Origin of the sequence: Coraliomargarita parva (genome assembly GCF_027257905.1) — a bacterium.
GTDB lineage: Bacteria > Verrucomicrobiota > Verrucomicrobiia > Opitutales > Coraliomargaritaceae > Coraliomargarita_A > Coraliomargarita_A parva.
Genome location: NZ_JAPZEI010000004.1, coordinates 281,692 through 307,841 on the forward strand (window position 1 = coordinate 281,692; position 26,150 = coordinate 307,841).

Here is a 26,150-nt window from a genome sequence, read left to right on the forward strand (position 1 = left end):
AAAAAGGTCACAAGTAATTGCAATATTCGGCAATTACTTGATCTTTTCGGAAATTCCATGGGGAGTTATAACCTGAACATTGAATTTCCGAGAAGCCTACCGGACCCGAAGAGCTACTACTCCGGAGTCGATGATCCCACAAGACCGCGCACTCGCAATGTCATCCTGTTCATGCGGACCGATCGCGAAAGCCTACAACAACGGGATTTCGCGAATCGCTCTCACCATCGCTATGTATTGATCCTAGTCTTAAAGACTTCCGGGGACGTCATCATCGATGGCAACGAATTACATTTGCACGAAGGCGAAGGGGTGCTGATTCGCCCATTCCAGTTTCATCATTACATTAACCTGGAACAAGACGACTTGCGCTGGCTCTTCATCACATTCGACTTGGACGGCGGAAGCGGTTGCTTACCGGAATTCGACGGATGCGTGCTTCAACCGGATCGCCCCAGCCTAGCCCTTTGGAGCGAAATTGCCCATACATGGAGCCTCCAAGACAGAAGCAAGCGGCCCATGGTCATCCCGATGCTGGACCTACTACTCCTCCAATTAGCAGGGAAACAGCTCAAACATAGCAGCTCTCAAACGAAGCACGAAAAGCCGTCGTGGATTGCACAGATTGAAGCCTTGCTCATTGAGTCTATTTACGAAGATCGAACTTTGGATGATATAGCGAACCAGCTAGGAATCTCAGCCAGGCGCCTACGCACGCTCTTCGAACAAAACACCGGAGTCACCATGCGGCGCTACCGTGCAAACTATCAGCTTCACCGTGCGATGGCACTCATGAGTGACTCCCGCCAAAGCATAGCCAATATTGCCGAACGCTGCGGCTTCCGCTCCCCTTCAGTATTCACACGATTTATTCAACGTGAAACCGGAATCGCTCCCAGCGCCCTACAAGCTCGTTTGGCAGGAGAGCGAATCTAAACGAATATTCCTTTCTCTAGACTTGCCCCTTGTCGATGGGCATCCAACCAGCTCGCTGCACAGGACTTCCGGATACAAGGCAATGTCCTCGCTCCCCTGTCCTCATCTTGGCAGCGCTCACTGGCATCGCTCAGGGTAGAGACTGCGTGTCGTATGTCATCTAGGCGAGTTCGCTGGTCTTCGTCTGAGCGAAAGCCAAGCCGTCGTGAGTTGGTATCATTGTATTTATATGCCATATAGTGAACATTAAATCACTACACTATCCTACAATCAAGCAACTGCGAGGGCTTGAACCAGAATGTAACCGCCAAGCTGAAATATAAGCCATAGTGCCCTCTATGATCTTAATGATTTAGCTTCTGGGTGGTATTACTAGGTGCGCTCGCTTCCTGCAATCTCCACATGGCGGAGCCATGCGTAGCTCGCAGAGCGAAGCACTCTTCAACACGTTCTCAATCGCCCGTGCGTCGCCTTTCAGGCTATGCAGGACATGCTCGCTTCCTGCAATCTCCACATGGCGGAGCCATGCGTAGCTCGCAGAGCGAAGCATGGTGCGGGTAGACGGAATCGAACCGACGACCTCTGCGTGGAAGGCAGATGTTTTACCTCTAAACTATACCCGCGTCAGTAAAGGCGGTAAGATGGCGATGCTCCCGCCCCCGGGTCAAGTCAGGAATTCATGCTTTGTTCTTCGACAAAGTCCTGGAGAATGAGCGCGGCGGCCTTGGAATCGATCTCCCCGGACTTGCGGTCGGGCTTTTTCCGGCTGCCCTTGTAGCCTTGCTCCACACTATGACTGGACAAACGCTCGTCGACACGGTGGACCGGCAATTTAAAGCGCTTGCTGATTTCCTCGATAAAGGCGTCCACTTCCCGGGCCTTGAAGCCGACGCTGCCGTCCATATTCAGCGGATAGCCGACCACCAAGGCCTGGATGCGACGCTGCTGGATCATCTGCTCGATATGCCGGTAGCGCTCCTTTTTGGAAGCCTGCACCGCCGCCGGTAAGGGCATGGCGATACCGAGCTCGTCCGCATAGGCCAAACCGATGCGCTTTTCGCCCCAATCTATGCCGAGATAATTCAAATCAAGTGTTTCAATGCGGCCTGAGCCCCGACCTTTTTGACCAATGCCTTGATTTCCTGGGCCTTGTCCTTGTGGCAGACCAGGGTGGCATCGCCGGTTTTCACCACGATGAGGTCCTGCACCCCGAGCAAGGCGACCAAATGGCCGGAGTCGCGGGAATAGACGATATTGCCGCTGGCATCCTCGAGCTCGGCGAGACCGCGCACAACGTTGCCGGATGCATCCTCTGGATAATGGCGGGCGACCGCAGGCCACTCGCCCACGTCATCCCAGTCAAAGCCGGATTCGACCATCACCACATTGGCCGCTTTCTCAATGATGGCGTAGTCCACGGAGATTTTCTCGAGCGCCGGGTAATGGGTCGCCAGGAGCGGATCCAGGCCTTCGCCGGCTTTCAGCCCCTGGTCAATCGCCTGCAAGGCCGTCCATAGCGAAGGCGTACTTTTCTCCAATTCCGCGACAATGCTCGGAACGGACCAGACAAACATTCCGGCATTCCAAAAGTAGCCACCGGCAGCCAGATAGCCCTCGGCGGTGGATTGGTCCGGCTTCTCGACGAAACGCTTGACCTGAAAGACCGTGCGTCCGGCAAAATCCCCCAGGGGGTCTCCCTGCTGGATATAGCCGTAGCCGGTCGCCGGAAAGCTGGCCGTGATGCCGATCGTAGCGAGTACCGGTTGGGCTTCCGCCACCTGAAAGGCACTCTCCAAAGTGGACCGCAGCCCCGCGGCATCGTGAATCACGGCATCAGCCGGCAGCATGGCAAAGACCGCGTCGGGCGACTCGCGCCGCACCAGGACCGTGGCCAGCCCGACCGCGGCGGCGGTATCCCGCCCCATCGGTTCACCAATGACCTTCGCGGGATCCAGTTCGGGACAGACTTCCAGTACGGCGTCACGCTGCTCGGCATTGGTAATGACAAAGACCGCGTCCGGCTCCACCAGGCCCTTCAAGCGGTCCACGGTCTGCGCCAACATGGCTTTCTCCCCGACAATGGGAAGGAGTTGCTTGGGTCGCGCCAAACGGCTCTCCGGCCAGAAGCGCTCGCCGCGCCCGCCGGCCATGATCACAACATATCTTTTCGCCATGGCCCTACGCTTGACAGAGCCCTAGCCATGGCAAGACAGAATGCGCAGGAAGGATTGCAATCCGGTAAAATCGGCCGCTCAATGGGGTCACAATGGCGATCGAAGCTCCTGAACGTATCCAGACACTCATTTGTGAGCTGCAGTTGGACCTGCTCCAGCGCTTTCTCGAAGCCCGCAGTCGCATGCATCCGGAAATGCTGAGTTCCGTCAGCGACGAGACCGCAGCCGACACGATCTACGCAATCGACCGCATTTGTGAAACCGCCATTCTCGAATGGTTTGAGGCCAACTGGCCCGAGGAATACCCGGTCGAGCTGGTCATGGAAGGTCTTGAAAGCCACGGTTGCGTCACTTTCCCTAAAAGCTGCCCGGTCACGGAGACCGTACTGAAGTGCATCATCGATCCGGTCGACGGCACCCGCGGCATCATGTTTGACAAGCGCTCCGCCTGGATCCTGACGGCGGTTGCGCCACAGAAGGGCCCCGACACCCGGCTGGCGGACATCGAGGTCGCGGCGATGACCGAGCTGCCCACCACCCGTGCCTGGCGTGCGGATCAGGTAAGTGCCCGGCGCGGACAGGGCCTAAGCGCCCAAGCCTATGACCTACGCAGCGAAATGCGAGCCAGCCCCGTGAAGCTGCATCCGAGCAAGGCCACGGAAGTACGCCACGCCTTTGGTACAGTCAGCCGCTTCTTTCCGGCCGGGAGCGAGGCCCTCAGCGCCTTTGAGGAATCGCTCTGGAAGGCGCTGTATGGCACCAGCAGTAGTCCCTCGCCGCTAATTTTCAACGACCAGTATATTTCCTCCGGCGGCCAGTTCTATGAAATACTGGCCGGGCATGACCGCTTCGTGGCCGACTTGCGCCCCCTCGCCTTCCGCAAACTGGGCATCGAATCGAATTTGTGCTGCCACCCCTACGATATCGCAACCGCCCTGATCCTGGAGGAAGCCGGCTGCGTGGTGGAGCATCCCCTGGGAGGGGTGCTGGATAGCCCATTGGATACAACGACCCCGGTCGCCTGGGTGGCTTTCGCCAATCCCGAACTGGCGGCAGCCATGCGACCGGTCTTCCGGAAACTTGTGCGCGAGCACTTCCAGAGCTAGCCCGCCGGTCGATTCGAAGCAGAAGTCAGCAATCCCTGTCGTCTACAAGGTCTGGGCACCGTCGCCGGCACGGGTGTGGAAGATACTGGCTTCGATCCCAAACTCTGCCTGATAGGCTGCCTCGATGACAGCGGCGTGCTCCGCCCCAAACTTGTCGTCGGTCAAGGCCATGACAGCCCCACCAAAACCACCTCCAGTGAGGCGGGCACCGTAGACGTGGGCCTGTTGCTGCAGCTGCACGGCCAGGAAATCCAGTTCCTTGGTGCTGTTCTCGAAATTCACGCGGGAGCTTTCATGGGAGGCGGAAAGCGCCTTTCCAACCGCGTCCAAATTATTGGCCAGAAGTGCCGATTCCACGGCCCGTACCCGGTCGTTCTCACCGACAATATGAAGGGCGCGACGGAAGAGCAGGTCGCCGAGTTCACTTTCCTGGGAACGCAGCTGGGCTTCGGACACCTCGGACAGGTTCTTCACTTCCGGATAGGCTTTTTGGAGAATCGCCAGCGCCTCATGGCACTCACGGTGGCGGTCCGCATAGGCCGAATCCACCAGGGAGTGCTTCTTGTTGGAATTAAAGATCCAGAAATGCGCGCCGGCCGGCATGGCCGACAGTGAGAACAAATCGCTGGAGCAGTCGATACGCACGATATGGTCGGCCTGCCCAAATGCGGAAACCCCCTGATCCAGGATTCCACAAGGCATGCCCACGAATTCGTTTTCCGCCTTCTTGCCAATCCGGGCAAAGCCGGCCTTGTCCGTCTCATAGCCGTAAATCGCAGACAGTGCATATGCGGTCGCCAGTTCAAAGGCGGCGCTGCTGCTCATTCCCGCCCCAGCCGGCAAGGTACTGGTGATCGACATGTTATAGCCAACCGGCATTTCCATCCCTGCCTCCAGCAGGACCTTCGTCACCCCCGCAGGATAATTCGTCCAGGACGCCAGCCCCGAGACAGGGCTCAAGCTGTCGAGCGGGAGTGCGACCGCCTCGCCCCCGTCACTGACAAAGTGCATGAAGCGGTCCTTGCGACGCCCCACCGCGACTGTGATGCCTTCCGCGACGGCAACCCCCATCACCAGGCCGGCGTTGTAGTCGGTGTGGTTGCCGATGAATTCAATGCGCCCCGGAGCGAAGGCCAATTGCTCCGGATCCCCGCCAAAGGTTTGCTTGTAATACTTAAGAACTGCTTCTGTGGACATGTGATTTTACGTTGCTGAAGTTTATTAATTGCCTGCCTTGCCCCATGAATCACGCAAGGCTACGGTCCGGTTAAAGACCGGCGCACCGGGAGCCGACAACTTATTGTCCGGGCAAAAATATCCGATGCGCTCGAACTGGCAGGTTTCGCCGACTGGTAGCTCGGCAAGGCTTGGTTCACAGAGGGCAGTCGTCTCTGTCAAAGATTCCGGATTCACGAATTCGAGGAAGTCCCGGTCCTTGTCGGCCTCGGGCTTTTCCACCGAAAACAGGCGGTCAAACATCCGTACCTTGGCCTCCAGGGCATGGTCGGCACTCACCCAGTGGATCACCCCTTTAACCTTACGATCTTCCGGGTTCTTGTTGAGCGTGTCCAGATCGACGGAACAAAGCAGTTTCACGATCTTTCCGTCCGCATCCTTGATCACCTCATCACACTTGATGATGTAGGCGTGGCGAAGGCGTACTTCCCCGCCTTTCTTCAGACGGAAGAATTTACGGTTGGCTTCCTCGCGGAAGTCTTCCTGTTCGATAAAAATCCGCTTGCCAAAGGGAATCTTGCGCGTGCCGGCAGACGCATCCTCCGGATTGTTGATTCCGTCCAGTTCCAGCACTTCGCCTTCGGACCAATTCGTCAATTCAATCTCGAGCGGGTCCAGCACCGCCATGCGCCGGCCGGCGATACGGTTCAACTCGTCGCGGACCGCATGCTCCAGCAGCGCAATATCACTGGTGGAGGGCACTTTGGTGATCCCGACCTTCTCGCAGAAATTACGGACGGCGGCCGGCGGATAGCCGCGACGGCGCATGCCCGAAAGCGTCGGCATCCGCGGATCATCCCAGCCATCGACATAGTCCCCTTCCACGAGGGCCCGCAGCTTGCGCTTGCTGACCACCGTATAAGTCATGTTCAGGCGGGAGAACTCGGTTTGCTTCGACGGGAAAATGCCCAATTTCTCAATAAACCAATCGTACAGGGGCCGGTGATCCTCGAATTCGAGCGAACAGAGGGAATGGGTCACTTCCTCCAACGAGTCACTCTGCCCATGGGTAAAGTCGTAGCTGGGATAGATGCACCAGGCATCGCCCACCCGGTGGTGGTGCATACGCTTGATCCGGTACATCACAGGGTCGCGCATGTTCATGTTGGGATGCGCCATGTCGATCTTGGCGCGGAGCACCTTGGCTCCATCCTCGAACTCGCCCGCACGCATCCGTTGAAAGAGGTCCAGGCTCTCGGCCACCGGACGGTCCCGGTAGGGACTGTGCTTGCCCGCTTCCGTGATCGAGCCCCGGTATTCACGCATCTCCTCGAAGCTGAGATCGTCCACGTAGGCATCTCCCGATTCGATGAGTTGGACCGCCCACTGGAAAAGTTGCTCAAAGTAATCGCTGGCATAGCAAAGCTTATCCCACTGGTAGCCCAGCCAGTTGATGTCCCGCTGGATCGACTGGACGAATTCGTCGCTCTCCTTTTCCGGGTTCGTGTCGTCGAAGCGCAGGTTGCACTTGCCGCCGAATTCCCGGGCAATCTCGAAATTCAGGCAGATCGCCTTGGCATGCCCGATCTGGAGATAACCGTTCGGTTCCGGGGGGAAACGCGTCTGCACGCGCCCGCCATGCTTCCCGGCAGCCACATCGGCGGCTACCATCTGACGGATGAAATCGTTCGGTCTCTCTTTGGCTTCTGACATAAGCCGGAAAGAAAAAACACGGGGAACGGGTTCCGCCAGTTTAAAAATAGCCGCCTTGACGAATCCGAGCGCCCTTCCGCGCTGAAAGCCGCGTGACAGTATACGGAACGGCACTACTTTAAGCTTCTTATCGTAGTGGCGACTTCAGTCGCCATCGAGCCGAGGTGGCTTAGGATGCTGAATATGGCAGCTAAAGCAGCCACTACGAGCGACGCTTTGTTGCAATAGGAACCCTTCAATTTGTCCTTAAAGTAGTGCCATTCACAGTATACGGAACGGCGCGGCACGCCCTTCAGGTCCTTTCGGGCACCACAAAGGCCGGAAAGCGGCATGATATCACAAAAAACTCGCCAGAGGATCGTCAGTGACAATTGATAGGCGCGATGCTGAACTGCCCGAATTGCCGAAGCGCCTTGGTGCATTGCCAGAATGAATTTGGCAATGTCTGGCACTGCGGCCAATGCAAGGGCACTGCACTCACGGTCTCGCTGCTTCGCAAACTCGCGGACGGACGGACCATCAACCAACTCTGGCAACTATCCCGCCAGAATGATTACCCTCGGCTGCGGGACTGCCCCGGATGCAACAACCGCATGGAGGAGGTCCCCCTCAATCTGCCCGTAGGGCTGCGCCGTATCGACGTCTGCGAGCGCTGCCAGTTCATCTGGCTGGATGCCGGGGAGTGGGACGACCTGCCGACCATTGAGCTCCCCGCCCCGCGCACCGACCCGGTCCGTGAGGCGCCGATGGAGCTCCGGGAGAAAATCGCCCTGCAACGTCTGCGCCGGATGGAGGAAAAGGCACAGGAGGCGAAAATGAAGCGTCGCGGGGGGCCCGAGGCCTGGTGGCAGTGGATCCCCGGATTACTCAAACTACCGGTCGAGGAAGCACAGCCGACCCTGGGTAACAAGCCCGTCGCCACCTGGGGCCTGGCCCTGCTGATCTTCCTAATCAGCCTGCTCAGCTTACCCCAACTCGCGGCCACCGTGCAAGCATATGGCCTGATTCCCGCGGAGCCTTTCCGACTGGCCGGGCTCACCCTGCTCAGCAGTTTTTTTCTCCACGCGGGCCTTTTTCACCTGCTGGGCAACCTCTACTTCCTCCTCGTCTTCGGCGACAACGTGGAGCATTTCCTCGGCCCCCTGAAGTTCTTATTTCTGGTGATCGGCGCAAGTCTAGGCGGGGACCTTCTCCACATCCTGTTGGCCCAGGGCTCCACCATCCCCTGCATCGGAGCCAGTGGCGGCATTTCGGGAGTCATGGCCTACTATGCGCTGAAATTCCCCAAAGCACGCATCTCCTTCATGCTCCTGCCACTCCCGGGGGCCTGGCTGCGCCTCGGTGCCCGATGGATGTTCCTCATCTGGATCGCCCAGCAGGCGTTCATTATCTGGCAACAGAGTCTGGGATTGAGCCAGGTATCCGGAGCCGCCCACATAGGCGGGGCACTGGTCGGCTTGCTGACCTACTTTTTCGGACGCCTCAAAGAGCCCGAAGATGCGCACTCCACCCGTGGATCGATCTTCGAGCGCTAGGCCTTCAGCTTGATCTTGATCCCCTTGCGCAGGTAGGTCGGCACATCCAGATCCTCGTCCTTGTAGAGGTTGCGGTCTGTTTTCTCGAAATAGCCGCGCTGCGCTTCCATATCGATAAAGGTAAACTCATCCTGGTTCAGGTCCGGCTGCTTGCGTTGCTTGCGTAGCTTGGACTTATGCACCCGTGGCGGCTCATCCTCGGAAGCGATTTCGGTCGCCAGATTCAAGGCCTCCGGCGCTTCCGCCTGCCCCATGCCGGCCATCAACTCCGGCTCCTCCGACTCCTCGGCAGCACCGGCTGACTCCATCTCCGCCTTGCCCAGAATGCAGATCTCCACGCTCTGGCTGCGGCCTTCATCAATCACCGCACCAAAGACGATGTCCTCGCGCGATCCGAAACGCTTGGAGACCTGCGAGATGATCTCATTGATCTTCGCGATACCGAGGTCCGTGCCCCCGATCACATTGACGAGAATGCGGTCCAGACGGGAAGGCCGGTCCCCCATATGCAGGAGCGGACAGAGGTAGAGGTCCTCCAAAGCGGCATTCACAAAGTTCTCCCCACTGCCCATGCCCGTACCGAAAATAGTCTTTCCGCCCCGGGACTGGAACACCGAACGCAGGGAACTGAAGTCCTGGTTGATCAGACCGGTTTTCAAGAGCATGGCACAGATGGAATTGACCCCGCGCCCGATCCATTGATCCGTGACGGCAAATGCATTGAGCACCGTGGTGTCTTCCTCGCCCTCCTGAAGGAGCACGTCGTTGGGCAGCGGAATCACGCCATGCACCATCTTGCGCAACTCGCCCAGACTCTCTTCGGCGATCCGCTTGCGCCGGGCTCCCTCGAAGCTGAAGGGCAACGTGACAAAGGCCAGGACCAGGGCATCCGTACGGGCCGCAACTTCCGCAACGACCGGCGCCGCGGCACTCCCGGTGCCCCCGCCCAATCCGGTCACCAGGATGATCAAATCCATTCCGGATACCAGCCGTGAAATCGCTTCGCGGTCCGACTCGGCCGCCTGCTTGCCAATCTCAAGCTCCCCTCCGGCACCCAGGCCACGGGTCACGGACCGGCCAATCACCAGCTTTTCGGCAATCGGCGAATTCGCCAAGGCCTGGGCATCGGTGTTGATTGCCGCCAAACGTACGTCCCCGAGATCATCCAGCTTGAGACCGTCCACCGCATTGGTGCCGGCGCCACCGATCCCCACGATCTTGATTTTCAAGTCCGTGGTCCCGGTCTCCTGGCTAAATAAACTGTCGGTCTGTGTCGTCACCCTAATATGTAAATCTCTACGCTGCCGTCCTGTGGATTAATCAAAATTCAGCAAGTTTGCCACCTTACGGAGGAAGCCGGAAGGCTTGGCTTCCTGCTTTTTGTTGTCCTGCCCGTTCAATGCATAATGCAGCAGTCCCAAGACCGTGCTGTACTCCGGCCGGCGCAGATCGCGACCGACATCCAATGGTCCGTCTACCGTGCGGGCGTCCACCTCGAAAACGCGACGGGCCAACTCGTCAATGCCTCCGAGGCGCGAACTGCCGCCCGTCAGGATCACGCCGGTCGCCATCTCATCCGGATCAAACACCTCGGACTCCTCCAGCTGTTCACGGATGATTTCGAAGATTTCCTTTACCCGCGCCTCGATGATCTTGGTAATCGCGGCCAGCGGATACTGGCGGTCACCGATAGTCAGGTCCCCGTAAAGCCAGACATTATCCTCCCGGTCGCCGCTTTCATAATAGGCCCGGCCGTTGTTCACCTTGATCTCCTCGGCACTCTTGCGCCCGACCCGCAGCCCGATGCTCAGATCATTGGTGATATGATCGCCTCCGACCGGAACCACGCCGGTACTCACGATAAAGCCTTTGCGGTACAGTACGTAATCCGCAGTGCCGCCCCCGATATCGATCACCAGGGCTCCGTTCTCTTTTTCAGAATCTTCCAAAAGGACGGCACCGGAAGCGATACTCGAGATGATGATATCCGCCACGTCGAGGTCGATGCCCTGGATGACCCGAAGACTGTCACTCACGATCTCACTGTCCCCGTGGACCGACCAATAGCCGACCTGAAGGCGTTCACCTTCCTTCGAAAGCGGATTGTCGACCTGCCGTCCATCGACCGAAAAAGGATTCTGAATATGGTGAATATAGGTCCGGCGGGAGTGCAGCTTGCGGCGGCGGGCATCTTCCTTTGCCTGGTCCACATCGACTTGGCGTATGATGCCATCCGCCGAGCTGACATTGGCCGTGCCCACATTGAAAGCCCCCTGGAGGTGACGACCGGTTTGGGCCAGGTACACCTCATCAATCCGGGTATTGGCGTTTTTCTCGGCAGCCAGAATCGCGGCATGCACACAATCGCTGGCCGCATTCAAATCGGAGATAATCCCCTTTTTCACCCCTTTCGAGGAACTCACGCTATGCCCGATAATGTTCAGTCCTTCGCCGTCGATGACTTCGCCAAGCAAAACCGCCACCTTGGTGGTTCCTATCTCAACAGCACCAACTACTTTGGAATGACTCATTCAATAAATACGTGGTAAAACTAAGCGGTGTAATTCGCGCTTGAACAGCTTAAAAAGTTCCGACGCGCCCACTGCTAAACTGCACTGCGGCCGCATCACGTAAAGAAAGATCGATTCGCTCGATCGAAGGATCGCCCCTGCGTTGTACATAGCTGAGGATATATTGCAGCCGGTCAAGCTGTTGCCCGAAATCGGAGGAAGCCCCGAAGATCACCCGGGGCACCAGCTTGGAGCGCACCTCGACCACTTGTCCCGGCATCTCGATATCACCGGAAAAATGCCGCAAGTCCACCACTTGCCAGCCGGCGTAAAGCGCGGGAAAGTCTTGGCGCGCCTGGTCCAGCAGATCGGCGACATGCTCGATCCCCTTCAAAGGAAATACCTGACCGTCCGCTTTCTGATAGGGAATAATGTAAGGCAGGTTATGCAATGTGGAACGAGGATAGCCAAGCCCGTCGTACACCACGCCATCGCGCGCGACGATCCGCTGCCGACGACTCCCGTCCGGTAGTGTTGCCAGAAGACGCATGACCGGCACCCGCTCTTCCACCGAGATCTGAAGGGCACTGGGAAACACGCGTTTGACCTCCGCCATCTTCACTTGCCCCTCTTTTTCGAGCTGCAGCTTGAGCGCGTGGATGTCCACGTCCATCATCTCGGTCCCCGGTTGGAGACGGATCACGGAGCTCAGCCAGGTATTCGGCAAGACCCCGTTGGTATTGAAAAGGATGCGTTCGATCGGCCGCGAAGGCGGCTTGATCTCGATCTTCTCCTCCACCTGCTCACGCATGAGTACGAAGGCCGTGACCGCCCCACCCAAAGCCAGAGCGGACAGAAGCACAAGAAACAGCTTGAACCACTGCTCGCGGCGGCGCTTCTTGGCCTGAGGCGAATTGATGCGCTTGCGGCGGGGCCCGGCCAGTTCGCGCCAACTCTGCGACCCGCTCGCCGAGGTACTGCCTTTCTCGCTGCCGCGTCCGATCACGAAACCGTCCCCTTTCCGTCACGGACTTCGAAACGGCGAATCGCCGGCCCGACAAGTTCCACGGCCAAGGCTTCAAAATCGAAGCCCACGCATGTCGCACTCTTCGGTAGCAAACTGGTAGCCGTCAGGCCGGGCAAGGTGTTGATCTCGAGAAAGTACGCGCGTGAACCGTCGAGCAGGAAATCGATCCGGGCGAAATCACGGCATCCGCAGGCATCGTAGAGTTGCTCGGCGTGGGCTTTGACCCGCGCCTCCACCGCTGGCGGTAGAGCCGCCGGGAACTCATACACGGTCGAGCCCGGCGTGTACTTTGCCTTGTAATCATACACCCCTGAGGCGCTCTTGATCTCGACGATCCCCATGGCGGCGCCGTTCAGCAGCCCCACGGTCAACTCACGCCCCCGGATGCGCTGCTCGATCAGCCAGCGACCTTCACTGATCATGGAGAGGGTCACCCCCAGCGCGGAACGGTGCTCGGTGAAATGCAAGCCCACGCTGCTCCCCTGGTCCACCGGCTTGATCACCAGCGAGGAGCCCAGACGGGCAATCACCTCATCCGCCAAAGGCGCCTGACGCCCGTCAAAAACCAGACTATCCGGAACCGGGATTCCCAGCTCACGCGCCTTTTCCTTGGTCACAGCCTTGTCCATACAGAGACGGCTGGCCTCCGCTCCGCTCCCGGCATATTCAACCCCGGCGGCATCCATCAGCGCCTGTAAGCGGCCGTCTTCCCCGAAACTGCCATGGAGTGCGGGAAATACAACGGAACGGCCGCCGTCGATCTCCGGCGGCAAGGACTCGGACGACAAGTCCAAAAGGGTCACCGGATAGCGTGCACCCAGTGCTTCCGCCAGTGCGCGCCCACTAGCCAGCGAAACTTCGCGCTCCGATCCCACGCCTCCATACAAGACTACGATTGATTCCAGTTCAGCCATTCGATGCGGTCTCCTCTTCGTTTAAAACCTCATCCCATGATTTCCCTAATAAAAGGACCTCGGGTTCAAGCACATAACCGGAGCGATGCTTTACCCGCTCGCGGACCTGCCGGACCAGCTCGATGATATCCGCCGCAGTGGCCCCCCCGTTGTTCACGATGAAGTTGCCATGGACAGTCGACACCTCGGCCGCGCCAACCGAGAGCCCCTTGATGCCCAGTTCATCGATCAGCTTACCGGCATAGTTCCCCTCCGGATTCTTGAAAATACAACCGGCACTCGGCGCTCGGGGCTGGCTCTCCTTCCGGCTTCCCGCATAAGAGTCCATACGGTTGCGGATCGCGGCCTCATCCTCCAGCTCAGGCGCCTTCAGGATCGCGCCCAAAGCGATCCCCCGGCTGATTTCCTCCACCTTGCGATAGCCGAAGTGGAACGCCTCCTTTGGGGCATCCAACAAGCGCCCATCGCCGTCCAGGTACTGCACACGCTCGACCACATCGAACATCCAGTTCCCCATCGCCCCCGCATTCATCCGCAATGCGCCACCGACCGCTCCGGGGATACCTTCAAGAAATTCAAAGCCGGACAAGCCAGCCTTGGCCGCATGCCCGCAGATCTCCTTCAAGCGGACACCCGCACCGGCCCAGACACGCCCGTCCGGAAGAAAGCTCACCTGACGCCAGATACCACCGTTCAGCCGCAGCACCAGGCCGTCATAGCCCTCATCCGGCACCACCAGATTCGAGCCACGCCCCAGCGAGAACACCGGGAGTCCGAAAAACCGGGCCGATTCAAGCAGGGCCCGTAAATCGCTCAGGCAGGCCGGTTCCGCGTAGAAACGGGAAGCCCCCCCCACACGCATCGTGGTCTTGCCGGCCAGTGGCTCGTTCAGCTTGAGCAGGCACTGAGGCGAGACCCGTGGCTTCAGGTAGTCCAGCCAAGCGGCGGCAGGATCCCATTCTTGCCGGACCATGGACTTGTAGACGCCCGCATACTCGCCGATATCACCGGCACCGACAAAGGCCAATAAGGTAGCGTCTCCCTGAGCCGCCTCCCGCAAGGTTCTCAAGCCTTGAAGGTTCATCTCGAGACAACATGGCGGCTCGGAAAATGCCGCGGCGAGATCGAGAGTCCGCCCCCCGGCCTCATCACATTCGTGGGCGGCATAAACAGGCAGCAAATATAGCGCATCCGCAGTACCCAAGGATTGTGCAAACGCATCCTTGAACGCACGAGTGCGGCTGTAGCGGTGCGGCTGAAATACGACGACTTGCCGATGCGCGGGCCAGCGTAGACGCAGACTGTCAAGCAAGGCATTGATCTCGCTCGGGTGGTGGGCGTAGTCCTCGATCAGGACCAAGCCCTCCTCTTCCAGCAAGGTCGTCTGCCGGCGCGCCATGCCCCGGAAACTGGAGAGGCAGTCTTCTGGAAAAGACTTCCCAATCTGTGCCAGGACTGACAAAGCGGCCGCCCCGTTGCTCTGGTTGAAGCGTCCCGCCGTAGGCGCGCCGACGGAACAGGAGGGAAAGGCCCCACTCAGCTCAAGTGTGCCCTTAGGCGAAGTACAGACGGCATACTCGCCGGCCTCCCCGTAAGTCCGAACCCGAGCCTGTACACCATCCAGCAGACCGGCTGAGAAATTGCCGGTGGAAGGCAGGAGCACGGTCCCGCGGGTCCGGCGCAGCAGTGCACCGAAGGCTGATTCGATTCGATTCGGATCCTCATACTGGTCCGGGTGGTCCCAGTCGATATTGAGCAAAAGCGTCACTTCCGGACAGAAGGCATCGATCGTCCCGTCACTCTCGTCCACCTCGGCAACCAGCCAATCGGAACCGGTCGCCCGGGCCGGCGCAGGTCCGGCCCCCGAAAAGAAACCGCCCAGGATAAAATCGGCCGGCAGGTCGGCCTGATGGATGGCATGCGCGATCATGCCTGAGGTCGTGGTCTTTCCGTGGCTGCCGACCACCGCAATCAGTCGCTTTCTCGAAGCGATTTCGGCCAGCATCCGGCCGCGCCGGACACAGCGCAAGCCGGCCGAACGGGCGGCCTCTAGCAGGCGGTGCCCGGATCGGATCGCACTGGAATACACGACCACATCATGGGCTGAAACGTGCTCCGGCAGGCATAGATCCGCCAAACCGACGCCCGCATCTTCAAGAAAGGCGCGAACCGGCTCCCTAAGGTAGTCATCGTATCCGGAAATCGAATACCCGGACCGGGCCATCCAGGCCGCCAATGGCGCCATGCCCATCCCCCCGACACCGAGGAAAAGGTATCTCTGGGAGTCGCCGCTCATACCGCAAACTTTCCGGCGCTTCCGGTCCGGGCGTCGGCCTCCGAAATGAGGAATTCCAGATCCGCCGCGATCTTCTTGGATGAATTGAAACGATCCAGGCGCGCCAGGTTGGACTTGAACTGACTGAGCATCCAATCGTTGAACATCAGATCCTTCACTTCGGCGATCAATGTCCCGCTCTCAGCCTCGGGTACCACCAGACAGGCACCATACTGCTCCAGCACAAGGGCATTGGCCATTTGATGGTCGTCCGCCGCATAGGGATACGGCACCAGGATCGACGGCGCACGGCAGTGGATAATCTCCGCAATCGCGCCGGCGCCCGCACGGGAAATAACCAGGTCCGCGGCGGAAAGCACATCGCCCATCGACTCGGAAAACGGGACAAATGTGGCCGAGATATCCTCGCCGTTGGCACCCACTTCATGAATCGTGCCAAGCGCGCTTTTCCCGAGACCGGTCACACAATAGACCGTAATGCCCGCCTGAGCCAGCTCGGGGAAAGCTCGAGTGACCCAATCGTTTAAAGCAGCCGCCCCCTGGCTACCTCCGATCACCACAAGCAACTTGTTCGGCACTTCAATCTTCAGCTTCTTCCATGCTTCCGCCTTGAGGATGTGCTTGATGTCCTGACGGATCGGGTAACCCAGATAACGGACCTGATTGCGGGACAAGCCCTTCAAGCGGAGACCATCCGGCAGATACACCCGGTGGGCCAGACGCTTGATCAGACGCACCGCCTTACCCGGCCGGCAATTGGCTTCATGGAGCGCAACGGGTACCCCTGTTATCCTCGCGGCAAATCCGAGCCCGACCGAAAGAAAACCGCCAAACAGAAAGACCAGCTGAGGTTTCTCATCGCGAAGCAAGCGCCGGGCAAAGAGACAGGCGGACAGCATGCTCCAAACGGAACGAAGCCGCGCCCCCAAACCACCGGCAAAGGCCATCCCCGGCGTCTTCACAAAGTTCAGATGCGAGTACTTCCGTGTCAGGGCCGAGTCCACCTCCTTCTGGCTGATTAACAGCACGCACTCGTGCCCCCGCCCTTGCAGTTCTTCAGCGAGGGCGATACCGGGAGCGAGGTGGCCTCCGGTGCCACCACAGGCAATCAGCAACTTGCTCATAGCTCACGCTGCCTCCGCAGCACAGGCATTTCCCAAGTACGGAACCCATTGAGAATCAATCCAATAAGGGTAAACATGAAAACCAGGTTGGAACCACCGTAGGAAATAAACGGCAAAGACATGCCTTTGGTCGGAAGGCAGCCCGTGACCACACCGATATTAATCAGGGCCTGGAAGGTAATGAAGAGCAAGGCCCCCAGCACGAGCAAAAACTGGTAGAGGTTGGGCGCCCGGCGCAACTGAAGCACCCCGACAAAAAACAGGGTCATGAAAAGAATGACCACACCTGCGGTGAATGCGAGGCCGAGCTCTTCCCCGACAATCGCGAAGATAAAGTCGGTATGAGCCTCCGGAAGGAAAGACATCTGCTGGCGACCGGCGCCCAGCCCCACGCCTTCCACGCCCCCCGCACCAAAGGCAAGGATCCCCTGCCAAAGCTGGTAGGCGCTGTCGCTCCGGTTGGCCTCCACATCGAGGAAGGAAGTAATCCGCTTCAAACGAACCGGATCGTGGTAGATCGCCAGGGCAAAGAGCGAGAGGGCACACAAGGCACTCGGGATCAGGAAGCGTAAGCGAACCCCGGCCAGAAAGAGCATGGTACCCCCCACCAAACCGCAAAGGAACGCGGTACCAAAGTCAGGCTCGACAATGATGAGGCCGCAGATGACCGCGAGCATGGAGCAAGGATAAGCGAAGCCACGGAGGAATTGATCGAGGTTGCGCCGGTTGGCCGCGAGATAGCTGGAAAGCATGAAGAGGAGACCGAGCTTGCCGATTTCGGATACCTGTAGACGCATCGGGCCGAAATCGATCCAGCGCTGGGCGCCATTCACCCGCACACCGATGCCGGGTACCATGACCAGCACCAAGAGCAGGCCCGCGATTCCGGCCAGGATGTAGGCATAGGGACGCAGCGCCTCCAAGTCCACCAAGTAGGCGACTCCGCCTGCAATGGTGGCAAAACCCAACCACATCAATTGCTTCCTCAATAAAACAGTCGGATCGTCGTGCATCGCTTGGGACGCACTAAAAAGGATCACGAGACCGAGAAATGTGAGCGCAATGACGATCAGGCTGACGAAGACTCCGGCGGGCGGTATCCGCCACAAGGAACTTCGCATGGCCATACGGGTGCTCATCCGTGCTGCCTGAATGTGCCGGTGTGGGGCTGTGCCATGACGGGCTTACTCCTCCATACGGATCACAGGGATCTCGATGGCATCTTCGAACATCGCGTCCGCATCGTCCGTCGTCGGGGCCGGGGCTGGGGCCGGGGTCGTGACGTTCAACTCGGTGGCTTCACCTTCGACCAGCGGATCCGCTTCAATCACCCGGATCGCGATCGGCTCGGAACTGGGCGCCGGGGTCGGGGTCGGCGCCGGCGCCGGCGCCGGGCTCACCACGGTTTCGGTCTTGCTGTCGACATTGGCAGCACTGCCGCTGCCGCTGACCTTGAGCTTTTGACCGACCTGCAGCTTGCGCGGATCGGTGATACCGTTCAGCGCGAGCAATTCATTGGTCGTCATCCCGTATTTGCGGGCAATGGTTGCCGGATACTCTCCCGACTTGACCGTGTGGGTGCGGTAATCACCGGAACCACTGGTCAGCACCGGAGCCGGTGTGGAACTGCCCGACGAAGCAGCGGGAACCGGGGTCGAAGTCGCTGTACCGGGAATGAGAAGTTCCTCGTTCACGCGAATGATGTCACTGCTCTTGCTGTTCAGCGCCTTGATGGCATTGACCGTGGTATCAAACTTCTTGGCGATTTTGGAAAGCGTATCACCGGCCCGCACCTTGTAGGTCTGCGTACCCGTGTTGTAAGCTGTCGGCTGGTAGGCATCCGGCGTCACCGTGGTCACCATTGCGGTACTACCTTCTACCGGAATTTGAAGCTGCTGGCCGATCTTCAGCATCGCATTTTTGTCCAGACCGTTCGCGGCAGTCAGTTCGCTTACCGAAACATTGTAACGCTTGGAGATCCCCCAGAGGCTGTCGCCCTTCTTGACCGTATAGGTTTCATAGGAAGGACCTGCGATATCAACGGTGGGGATAGAGGGGATGGGCTCGAGCGCACCGATCCCGTCGAATTCCGCAAATTCATTGTCCGGGCGCTGTGGCGCATAGCGGTCGTCCTCGAAACCGGCATTGAAGGCGGCATCCAGACCGGAATCAACCCGTGTGGCAGGAATCAGCCCATCGGCGGTCGGACGGATGGGATTGCCGCTGAGCGTGCTCTTTTGCTGGTATGTCTGGGTCGGCGGTTGGGTCGTGCTGCATCCCGGTTGGACGATGAGCACCCCGATCACGCCGAGGTGTAAAAAGAGGACAAATCCGAAGATTTTGGAAACTTTCATGTTACTTTCAGTATAGGTTGGCCTGTATGGTTGAAGACTACTGCGTTTGAGACGATTGCTTCAAACCTAAAACTATGGAAACGAAGCATTTTCCACGCTCCGAATAAGACGAAAACTGGTCAAAACTGGCAAAGCCCGGGCTGAAGACGACCTCGGCCGGCGGATTCGCCAGAGCGGCGGCGCAAGCCGCGCGAATCGCATCTTCACAGAGCGGGTGCACCTCGACCGGAGTCGACTGCGCACCGAGGGCCGCCGCCATGGCCCCGGCCACCTCTCCGTAAAGAAAAATCTGGTCAACCTGCCCCGCCACGGATTTCGCAAAATACTGGAGGTCGCCACCTTTCGACTGTCCGCCCCCAACCCAGACAATACGATGACCTCTCCTGGCGTGAATCGCCGCCAAGGTCGCGTGAAAATTAGTTGCTTTGGAATCATTCCAAAATCGCACCCCGCCCCATTCGGCAACGACCGAAAGCCGGTGTTCCGACAAGACGAAGGCATTCGCCGTCTTGATCAGACACTCGGTCTTCTGCCCGATCAGCCACCAGAATTCGGCAGCCAAGGCGAAGTTCTCGGAATAGGGATGACGACGAAAAGGGGAATCCGCGTCCAATTGCTCGTATAGCACCGGATCTCCGTATGCAATCGCACAGGCATTGAAATGCCGGCAGTATAACTCGATCCAGTTGGCCACAGCCTCCCCGACCACGCAAATCGCATCCTCCTTCAGCGTCCCGAACAAGCGTGATTTCGCGTTAAAATATTCCTCCATCGTGGCATAGCGGTCCAGATGATCTTCGGCAAAATTCGTCCACAACAAGCCGTCCAGCGAGAGGCCCTCCGGCATCTCCGCCTGGAAAGAGCTGATTTCACAGACCGCGATACTCTCCGGCTGGTTCAAATCCGAAAGCACCACCTCGCTGAGGGGCACGCCAATGTTGCCAACCGCGACCGTGGTATGACCGCAGTTCTCGAAGGCAGAAGCCAGCAAACGCGTCAAGGTGGTCTTACCGTTGGTGCCGGTCACCCCGATCTGCTGCCCTTTCCAATAACGGGCCGCATACCCCAACTCGCCATAGATCGGCTTTCCCGAAGCTTCCGCCAAAATACGCCAGGGGTGTCGCCCGGAAAATCCCGGACTAAAGACCAGGAGGTCGAAACCGGACAGCTCCGAGGCATCCACCCTTGCCGCGTCCCCTCTTCCTTGTTCGTCATAAATACGGACATCCGCCCCCTGCTCCTTTGCCAAGGCTGCGGCAGCACACCCACTGACTCCCGCACCAAAAACTGCAATTCGCTCAGCCATGGCAAACTCCATGCAGTTTCAGCAGGAAAGTCGAATGGGGAAGGTCGATCATCTGGGCACCAGAGAAAGGTAATCGTGCGGGACGGTCAACGCAACTTCAGAGTCGCGAGGCCGGCCATGGCAAAGATAAGGGAAAGGATCCAGAAACGAATCACCACCTTGTTTTCATGCCAGCCGCCCAGCTCGAAATGGTGGTGAATCGGCGACATTCTGAAAATACGCTTTTTACGAAGCTTGAAAGAGCCGACCTGGAGAATGACCGAACCCGCCTCCATGACAAAGATACCGCCGACGATGATCAGGGTGAGCGGTTGGTGCACCATAAAGGCAATCATACCGATCAGCCCACCTAGCGCAAGCGAGCCTGTATCGCCCATGAAAACCTCAGCCGGATGCGAGTTATACCAGAGAAAGGCGAGGCTCGCTCCCAGCAAGGCCGAGCAGACCACAGTCAATTCACCGGCCTGCGGATTGTGGCTGATCAAAAGATAATCCGCGATCAGGGCGTGACTGGTCACATAGGCCATGATCATGTAGGCGAGCGCGGAAGTGACCGTGCAGCCGATAGCCAAGCCGTCCACCCCGTCCGTCAAATTAATCGCATTACTGGAACCCGCGAGAATCAGGAAGAGGAAGGGGATCAGAAACCAGAATGGCATCTGGGTCACAAGTACATCCTTGTAGAACGGGACCCAAAGCTCCCGCATACGCGCGGCCGACTCCGGAAAAGCCATCAGCACACACACGGAAAGCAAGGTCAAGAGCGCCTGCCCCGCCAGTTTCCATCGTCCCGGCAATCCCGCGCTATTGCGCTTCGCCACCTTCAGGTAATCATCCAGAAAACCGATCACCGTGAGTCCGACATAGACCAGCATGGCAGTGAAGACATAGACATTCGGTCGGGCCCAAAGCAGCGTGCTGCCAACCACGGAAATGCAAATCATCAGCCCGCCCATCGTCGGGGTCTGCGCCTTGGTGGCATGCAGCTTGGCCAATTCCCCGACCTCATCCTGGCCGCGCAGCGATTGACGGGCACGGAGGGCACGGAGTTTGGCAAACAGCCAGGGCCCGATCATGAACCCGATCACTAGCGAGGTAAGCCCGGCACCGGCAGCACGAAGCGTGATGTAACGAAAAAGGCGGAGTGGTCCAAAGTAAGCTTCAAGGTCGGCAAGATAGCTGAGCATGCAAAGTGTCGGTCGTAAGTTAAAAGTATGATTTTTAGCGGAGCGTTTCGGGCAGCAGCATTTCCAATGCGTAGCTCCGGCTCCCTTTCAGAAAGATGGCCCCTTCGCGTTCGGCAACGAAGGATTTCAGATTTTCCGCATTTTCTGCCTCACGCAGAGATCCGGCGGACCACCCGGCCTCCAGGGCGCCGTCACGATAGGCGGTCGTCAATCGCTTGGGCCCGACTAAATAGAGACAGTCCCCTGCCCGCGGAGCGAGCTGCGCAGTCGTACTCCGGTGCCATTCGACTGACGATTCTCCCAGTTCATTCATCGCTCCCAGCACATAGCAACGCGGCGTGGATTCATCCACAGAAGCGGCAAACGCAGCCATGGCATCCACCATGGAGGACGGGTTCGCGTTGTAGCAATCGATGTAGTACCAACGCCCTTCAGATTCGGCCACACAGCCCCGCGCCGGTGCAGGGCGCCAGACGGACAGGCGTTCCCGAACCTGCCCCAAGTCCAAGCCCAGCTCCCGCGCTGCAAGGATGACCAAGGCGGCATTACTGCAAATTCCATGGCTCCGGCTCGCCAATTCAAAGCATTCGGGGAATTCTTCGCCTTCCAAGCGCAGACAACTCCGCCCCGGCCCCGCATCACTCCGCTCATAGTGAACGACCACCCGCGGATTTCCGAAGATCACTTCGCCTTGCCGGGCCAGGACGATGGCACGCCGCGCCAACTTGCGAAACGAAGGATACTGGAGGGCCGCATTCGGCAGGATAATCGGCGAATCACTCACCGCGAAATCCGCGAGCAAGGCTTTTTCACGAGCCACGCCTTCCAAACTACCCAGCAACTCGAGGTGGGCGGCCCCGATCATGGTCACAATGCACAAATCCGCCGCGATCATCTGGCCCAGCAGCGCCATTTCCCCCGGCTGGTTGATGCCCGCCTCAATGACCGCGTAATCCTCTTTTCTGGCATCAAGGCCAAAGAGAGTCATGGGCACACCGATCCGGTTGTTCCAGTTGCCTGCTGTCGCATGCGTGCGTTCCGGCCCCAGGACAGCGTAGAGCATCTCCTTGGTCGACGTCTTACCTGCGCTGCCGGTGACACCGATCACCGGCTTGGAAAAGCGCGAGCGGATCCCCGCGGCGATCTTGCCCATGGCGCGCAGGCTATCCGTCACCACCAACTGGGGAATGTCCAATGGCAAGATACGCTCAACCACAACTGCCGAGGCCCCTTTGAGCAAGGCTTGAGCGACAAATTCGTGTCCGTCCCGCAGCCCTCCGCTCAAGGCAAAGAAGCACTCGCCGGGCTTAAGCTGGCGTGCATCGAAGGCGAATCCGGTAATGCGCTCCGGCGCTTCGCCTTGCCATTGTCCACCGGACCATTGTTCAATTGCCTGCGGGTCATAAAGCATGCCTCAGCCCTGCCCCAACTCCGGGTGTTTCAGTTCGATCAGTTCACGGGCAATGTGCCGGTCATCGAATGGGATCACCGTTCCGTTGAATTCCTGATAGGCCTCATGCCCTTTGCCGGCAATCAAGACGCAATCGCCCGGACGCGCCGCATCCAAAGCCAGCGAGATCGCACGTTTGCGGTCTTCGACAAACTGGACATCCGAGCCCGACGACAGGCCCTCCTGCATGTCGATAAAGATCTGGTCCAGCGGCTCGGAGCGCGGATTGTCCGATGTGGCAAAGACCACATCCGCCCCCGAAACCACCGCTTGCAACATCGGCGCACGCTTGGAACGGTCGCGATCGCCGCCACAGCCGAAGACGACAATCAGGCGGCCTTCAGTCAGCTCGCGCAACATCTCACAGGCATGTTTCAAGGCGTCATCCGTATGCGCATAATCGACGAGAACATTGTAGTCCTGCCCACAATCGATGCGCTCCATCCGCCCCGGAACCGAAGAAAAAGTCGGCAGACGTTCCAGCATGGCTTCGATCTTGTGCCCGCGCGCACGCCCGATGGTCAAAGCCGCCAGCAAGTTGCTGACGTTGTAACGGCCCAGCAAGGGAGAGACCACCCGGACCTGCCCCTCCGGCCACGAAAGCAGGAATTCAGTCCGGTTCGCGAAGAGCTGCACCTCGCGTGCCTGCACATCGGCCGTCTGGTCGATCGCGAAGGTCTCGACCTCCATGGTGGTGGGCATGCCGGAGAGCAACATACGCCCGTACTTGCAGTCCACGTTGATGACCGCCTTGCGCGGCAACGACCCGGCATCCCCCTGGAACAGCCCCTGTTTGGCCCGGAAATAGGCATCCATTGACTTATGATAATCGATGTGGTCCTGGGTCAGGTTCAGGAAAGCGGCGACCTCGATCTCCATCCCGTAGATACGCTTCTGGTCGATGCCGTGAGAGCTGATCTCCATCACCGCATCCTTGCAGCCGTTGTCCTTCATCTGCGAAAGCATGGCGTAGACATCGACCGACTCCGGTGTCGTGCGGAAGGATGGCAGGGTCCGACGCCCCAGATCATAGCGGATCGTGCCGATCAAGCCGACCTGGTCCTGGCCGCCGATCAAATGCTGGGTCAACATTGACACCGTGGTCTTTCCATTGGTCCCCGTGATCCCGATCATGTTCAGGCTCTTGTCCGGAAAATCGTAAAAGCTGCGGGACACGACGGCCAATGCCTCGCGGACATCCTCGACCTGGATGAAGTCGATGGGAAAGCGTGCGCCCAGGTCCTGCTCCGTGACAATCGCGACCGCTCCCCGATCCACAGCTTCCTCGATGTAGTAATTCCCATCGGTCCGCAGTCCGCCGATGGCAAAAAAGAGCGCACCCGGAACAACCCGTCGGCTGTCAGTGATCAGGCAGGTCACCCGTGCGTCCGAGCCCAGCTTGCGACTCTTCGAAGGCAATCCGCGCACGAGTGCCTCCAGACGTGGGTTCAAGGAACCACTACCGCGGCTGGATTCGGATTTGAAGCGGCGGGAATAGGACTGACGGGAACTGGCTGCTGCCAGTAGCGTACTAATTTGAAAGTCGGCGAGACCGATCATAGGGAGGGTGCTCCAAGGCAAGGAATGAGTTATCAGGTTTGGACGGACGGATTCCGAGGTAGGTAATGCAGGCTTCGGCGATATTGCGGAAGGCCGGCGCGGAGACCGAACCTCCATACCCCGTACCACGGGGATCGTCGACCACTACGGTAATGACCAACTGGGGTTTTTCAGCCGGGAGGAAACCGGTAAAAGACGCCACGTGATGCCGGCTGGAATAACGGCCATCGATGATCTTCTGGGTCGTCCCGGTTTTCCCGGCGACCGAGTAGTTTTTGATCATCGCTTTGCGTGCCGTCCCTTCTGTGCTGACGACCTGAGTGAGCATCTCCGAAACTTCGTGGGCCACCTCAGCGGAAACCACGCGGCGCTTGGCCTTGGGCGCAAACGAGACGAGGTTCTGCCCGCGCGAGTCAAAGATACGCTTCACAATCTGCGGCTGCATCAGTACCCCGTCATTCGCGATGACTGACATCGCGGAATGCACCTGCATGGGCGTGGCGCTGATGGCGTGGCCCATCGGCATGCGCGTAATCGTCAACCCGTCCCAATTTCGAACCGGGTGGAGGGTCCCGTCGACCTCTCCCCCCAGCGCACAACCGGTTTTATCACCAAAACCAAAAGCAGCCGCATAATCGTGGAGGCGCTGTTCGCCAAGCAGCATGCCAAGATGGGCCGCCCCCCGGTTACTCGATTTCACAACGATCTCCTTCACCGACAGTTGGTCGTAAACATGGTGGTCGGCCGGCAGTTTCAAGTTTCGGCCTTTATAACTGACAAGCGCGACACCAGTCTGGAACACATCATCCGGCTGCACGATTCCTTCATTCAATGCGGCGGCTGCCGGAACGATCTTGAACGTCGAGCCCGGCTCGATGACATCCGTGAGGGCGCGATTACGCTGCCAATCGATCGGATATTTCTTCGTATCGAAAAACTCGTTCGGATCGTAGGTCGGATAGTTGGCCATGGCCAGAACCGCGCCGGTGCGTGGTTCACTCACAATCACGCTGACGCTCTTCGGGTCAAAGTCACCCACCACACGATCGATCTCGCGCTCGACGATGTGCTGCACCATCTGGTCGATATTGAGCTCAACGTTCAGGCCATTGGTCGGCTCGACTTCCCGGTCGCGAAACTGGGCTAGCTCACGGCGACGGCCGTCGCGCTCCGTTTCACGCCAACCGTCCTGCCCGCGCAGGTAGTAGTCGAAAAACCGCTCTATGCCGGTAACCGGCGTCTCCTCGTGGTTGATATATCCCAGGACATGGGCCGCCAACTGCTTTCCGGGATAGGCTCGGGCGTATTGGCTATTTCCATACACGCCGCGGATCTTCAAAGCCCGGACCGCCTCATAGGTCGCCTCATCCACCCCCTTGGCCAGGGTTGCCCAGCGGATCAGGCGGACATCCATGGAACTGGCGTCCCCCTTCCGCGTCTTCGTCTCGAAAGCGGCTTCCACTTCGGCAAGGGGTACGCCGAGGAGACGGGCCAACTCCGGCAGGAGTGCCGCATCCTCCTCCCGGACCGACTGCGGGTCGACCCCGACATTATAGGACGTACGGGTCGTCGCCAGGATATTGCCCCGCACGTCCACGATGTTCCCGCGGCGCGCCTTGACCACCTCCATGACCTTCCGGTTGTTCTCTACCTGGGCAAGGAGTTCGTCATGCTTCCAGATATGCAGGTAGACCAAGCGTCCCAAGAGCACACAGAACGCAAGAGCGATGGCGCTGTAGACGATGTTTGCACGTGGACTGGAAACAAAAGCTCGACTCATTT

At 58.8% G+C, this 26,150-nt stretch carries 20 protein-coding genes and 1 tRNA gene; 3 read left to right on the top strand and 18 right to left on the bottom strand.

The features are described 5' to 3' along the window. The first annotated feature begins 57 nt into the window (after positions 1-57). The gene (locus O2597_RS07565) at positions 58-936 is read left to right on the top strand and encodes a helix-turn-helix transcriptional regulator (RefSeq protein WP_269523730.1); all 879 of its coding nucleotides are present in this window, start codon (positions 58-60) and stop codon (positions 934-936) included. 549 nt (positions 937-1,485) lie between these two features. Here the strand turns inward: O2597_RS07565 and O2597_RS07570 are convergent. The 3 genes from O2597_RS07570 to O2597_RS07580 form a co-directional block, all read right to left on the bottom strand. Beyond that, a tRNA-Gly gene (locus O2597_RS07570) sits at positions 1,486-1,559 on the bottom strand. A 46-nt stretch (positions 1,560-1,605) separates the two neighbouring features. Further along, positions 1,606-2,022, bottom strand: coding sequence for a Holliday junction resolvase RuvX (gene ruvX / locus O2597_RS07575; protein WP_269523731.1), 417 nt, complete (start codon positions 2,020-2,022; stop codon positions 1,606-1,608). Next, on the bottom strand, positions 2,019-3,110 hold the full coding sequence (locus O2597_RS07580) for a mannose-1-phosphate guanylyltransferase (protein WP_269523732.1): 1,092 nt from the start codon (positions 3,108-3,110) through the stop codon (positions 2,019-2,021). The genes ruvX and O2597_RS07580 overlap by 4 nt, the downstream gene beginning before the upstream one ends. Positions 3,111-3,202: 92 nt before the next feature. Between O2597_RS07580 and O2597_RS07585 the strand changes: the two genes are divergently transcribed. Further along, positions 3,203-4,216, top strand: coding sequence for a hypothetical protein (locus tag O2597_RS07585; RefSeq protein WP_269523733.1), 1,014 nt, complete (start codon positions 3,203-3,205; stop codon positions 4,214-4,216). Positions 4,217-4,258: 42 nt separating this feature from the next. Here O2597_RS07585 and galK read toward each other — a convergent pair whose 3' ends face one another. Together galK and O2597_RS07595 are read right to left on the bottom strand one after the other, a co-directional pair. Continuing rightward, positions 4,259-5,413: a galactokinase gene (galK, locus tag O2597_RS07590; protein WP_269523734.1), complete on the bottom strand. Its 1,155-nt coding sequence runs from the start codon at positions 5,411-5,413 to the stop codon at positions 4,259-4,261. A gap of 24 nt (positions 5,414-5,437) precedes the next feature. Continuing rightward, positions 5,438-7,105, bottom strand: a complete 1,668-nt coding sequence (locus O2597_RS07595) for a glutamine--tRNA ligase/YqeY domain fusion protein (protein ID WP_269523735.1) — start codon at positions 7,103-7,105, stop codon at positions 5,438-5,440. A 383-nt stretch (positions 7,106-7,488) separates the two neighbouring features. Between O2597_RS07595 and O2597_RS07600 the strand changes: the two genes are divergently transcribed. Further along, a complete protein-coding gene (locus tag O2597_RS07600) occupies positions 7,489-8,640 on the top strand; it encodes a rhomboid family intramembrane serine protease (RefSeq protein WP_269523736.1) in 1,152 nt (383 codons plus the stop codon). Here O2597_RS07600 and O2597_RS07605 read toward each other — a convergent pair. From O2597_RS07605 to O2597_RS07665, 13 genes are all read right to left on the bottom strand, one after another. Continuing rightward, positions 8,637-9,920 carry a cell division protein FtsZ gene (locus O2597_RS07605; RefSeq protein WP_269523737.1) on the bottom strand — a complete coding sequence of 428 codons (1,284 nt, stop codon included), beginning with the start codon at positions 9,918-9,920 and terminating at the stop codon, positions 8,637-8,639. The genes O2597_RS07600 and O2597_RS07605 overlap by 4 nt on opposite strands. Positions 9,921-9,956: 36 nt before the next feature. Beyond that, a complete protein-coding gene (gene ftsA, locus O2597_RS07610; RefSeq protein ID WP_269523738.1) occupies positions 9,957-11,171 on the bottom strand; it encodes a cell division protein FtsA in 1,215 nt (404 codons plus the stop codon). Between the two features lie 49 nt (positions 11,172-11,220). Then, positions 11,221-12,156 (bottom strand): cell division protein FtsQ/DivIB, encoded by a 936-nt coding sequence (locus O2597_RS07615; RefSeq protein WP_269523739.1) that lies wholly within the window; start codon positions 12,154-12,156, stop codon positions 11,221-11,223. Continuing rightward, positions 12,153-13,091 (bottom strand): D-alanine--D-alanine ligase family protein, encoded by a 939-nt coding sequence (locus tag O2597_RS07620; RefSeq protein ID WP_269523741.1) that lies wholly within the window; start codon positions 13,089-13,091, stop codon positions 12,153-12,155. The genes O2597_RS07615 and O2597_RS07620 overlap by 4 nt, the downstream gene beginning before the upstream one ends. After that, on the bottom strand, positions 13,084-15,387 hold the full coding sequence (murB, locus tag O2597_RS07625; RefSeq protein WP_269523743.1) for a UDP-N-acetylmuramate dehydrogenase: 2,304 nt from the start codon (positions 15,385-15,387) through the stop codon (positions 13,084-13,086). The genes O2597_RS07620 and murB overlap by 8 nt, the downstream gene beginning before the upstream one ends. Next, positions 15,384-16,511, bottom strand: coding sequence for a UDP-N-acetylglucosamine--N-acetylmuramyl-(pentapeptide) pyrophosphoryl-undecaprenol N-acetylglucosamine transferase (locus O2597_RS07630; protein ID WP_269523745.1), 1,128 nt, complete (start codon positions 16,509-16,511; stop codon positions 15,384-15,386). Before O2597_RS07630 ends, murB begins: the two co-directional genes overlap by 4 nt. Next, on the bottom strand, positions 16,508-17,632 hold the full coding sequence (locus tag O2597_RS07635; protein ID WP_269523746.1) for an FtsW/RodA/SpoVE family cell cycle protein: 1,125 nt from the start codon (positions 17,630-17,632) through the stop codon (positions 16,508-16,510). The genes O2597_RS07630 and O2597_RS07635 overlap by 4 nt, the downstream gene beginning before the upstream one ends. A gap of 63 nt (positions 17,633-17,695) precedes the next feature. Beyond that, complete coding sequence (locus O2597_RS07640) at positions 17,696-18,865, bottom strand: LysM peptidoglycan-binding domain-containing protein (RefSeq protein WP_269523747.1); 1,170 nt, start codon at positions 18,863-18,865, stop codon at positions 17,696-17,698. Between the two features lie 37 nt (positions 18,866-18,902). Further along, positions 18,903-20,171 carry a UDP-N-acetylmuramoyl-L-alanine--D-glutamate ligase gene (gene murD, locus O2597_RS07645; RefSeq protein ID WP_269523748.1) on the bottom strand — a complete coding sequence of 423 codons (1,269 nt, stop codon included), beginning with the start codon at positions 20,169-20,171 and terminating at the stop codon, positions 18,903-18,905. Between the two features lie 86 nt (positions 20,172-20,257). After that, a complete protein-coding gene (mraY, locus tag O2597_RS07650; RefSeq protein ID WP_269523749.1) occupies positions 20,258-21,358 on the bottom strand; it encodes a phospho-N-acetylmuramoyl-pentapeptide-transferase in 1,101 nt (366 codons plus the stop codon). 34 nt (positions 21,359-21,392) lie between these two features. Beyond that, positions 21,393-22,769 (bottom strand): UDP-N-acetylmuramoyl-tripeptide--D-alanyl-D-alanine ligase, encoded by a 1,377-nt coding sequence (locus O2597_RS07655; protein WP_269523751.1) that lies wholly within the window; start codon positions 22,767-22,769, stop codon positions 21,393-21,395. A gap of 3 nt (positions 22,770-22,772) precedes the next feature. Further along, entirely contained in the window at positions 22,773-24,368 is a 1,596-nt protein-coding gene (locus tag O2597_RS07660; RefSeq protein ID WP_269523753.1) for a UDP-N-acetylmuramoyl-L-alanyl-D-glutamate--2,6-diaminopimelate ligase, read from the bottom strand. Next, positions 24,340-26,148 carry a peptidoglycan D,D-transpeptidase FtsI family protein gene (locus O2597_RS07665; protein WP_269523755.1) on the bottom strand — a complete coding sequence of 603 codons (1,809 nt, stop codon included), beginning with the start codon at positions 26,146-26,148 and terminating at the stop codon, positions 24,340-24,342. The genes O2597_RS07660 and O2597_RS07665 overlap by 29 nt, the downstream gene beginning before the upstream one ends. Positions 26,149-26,150 lie beyond the last annotated feature (2 nt).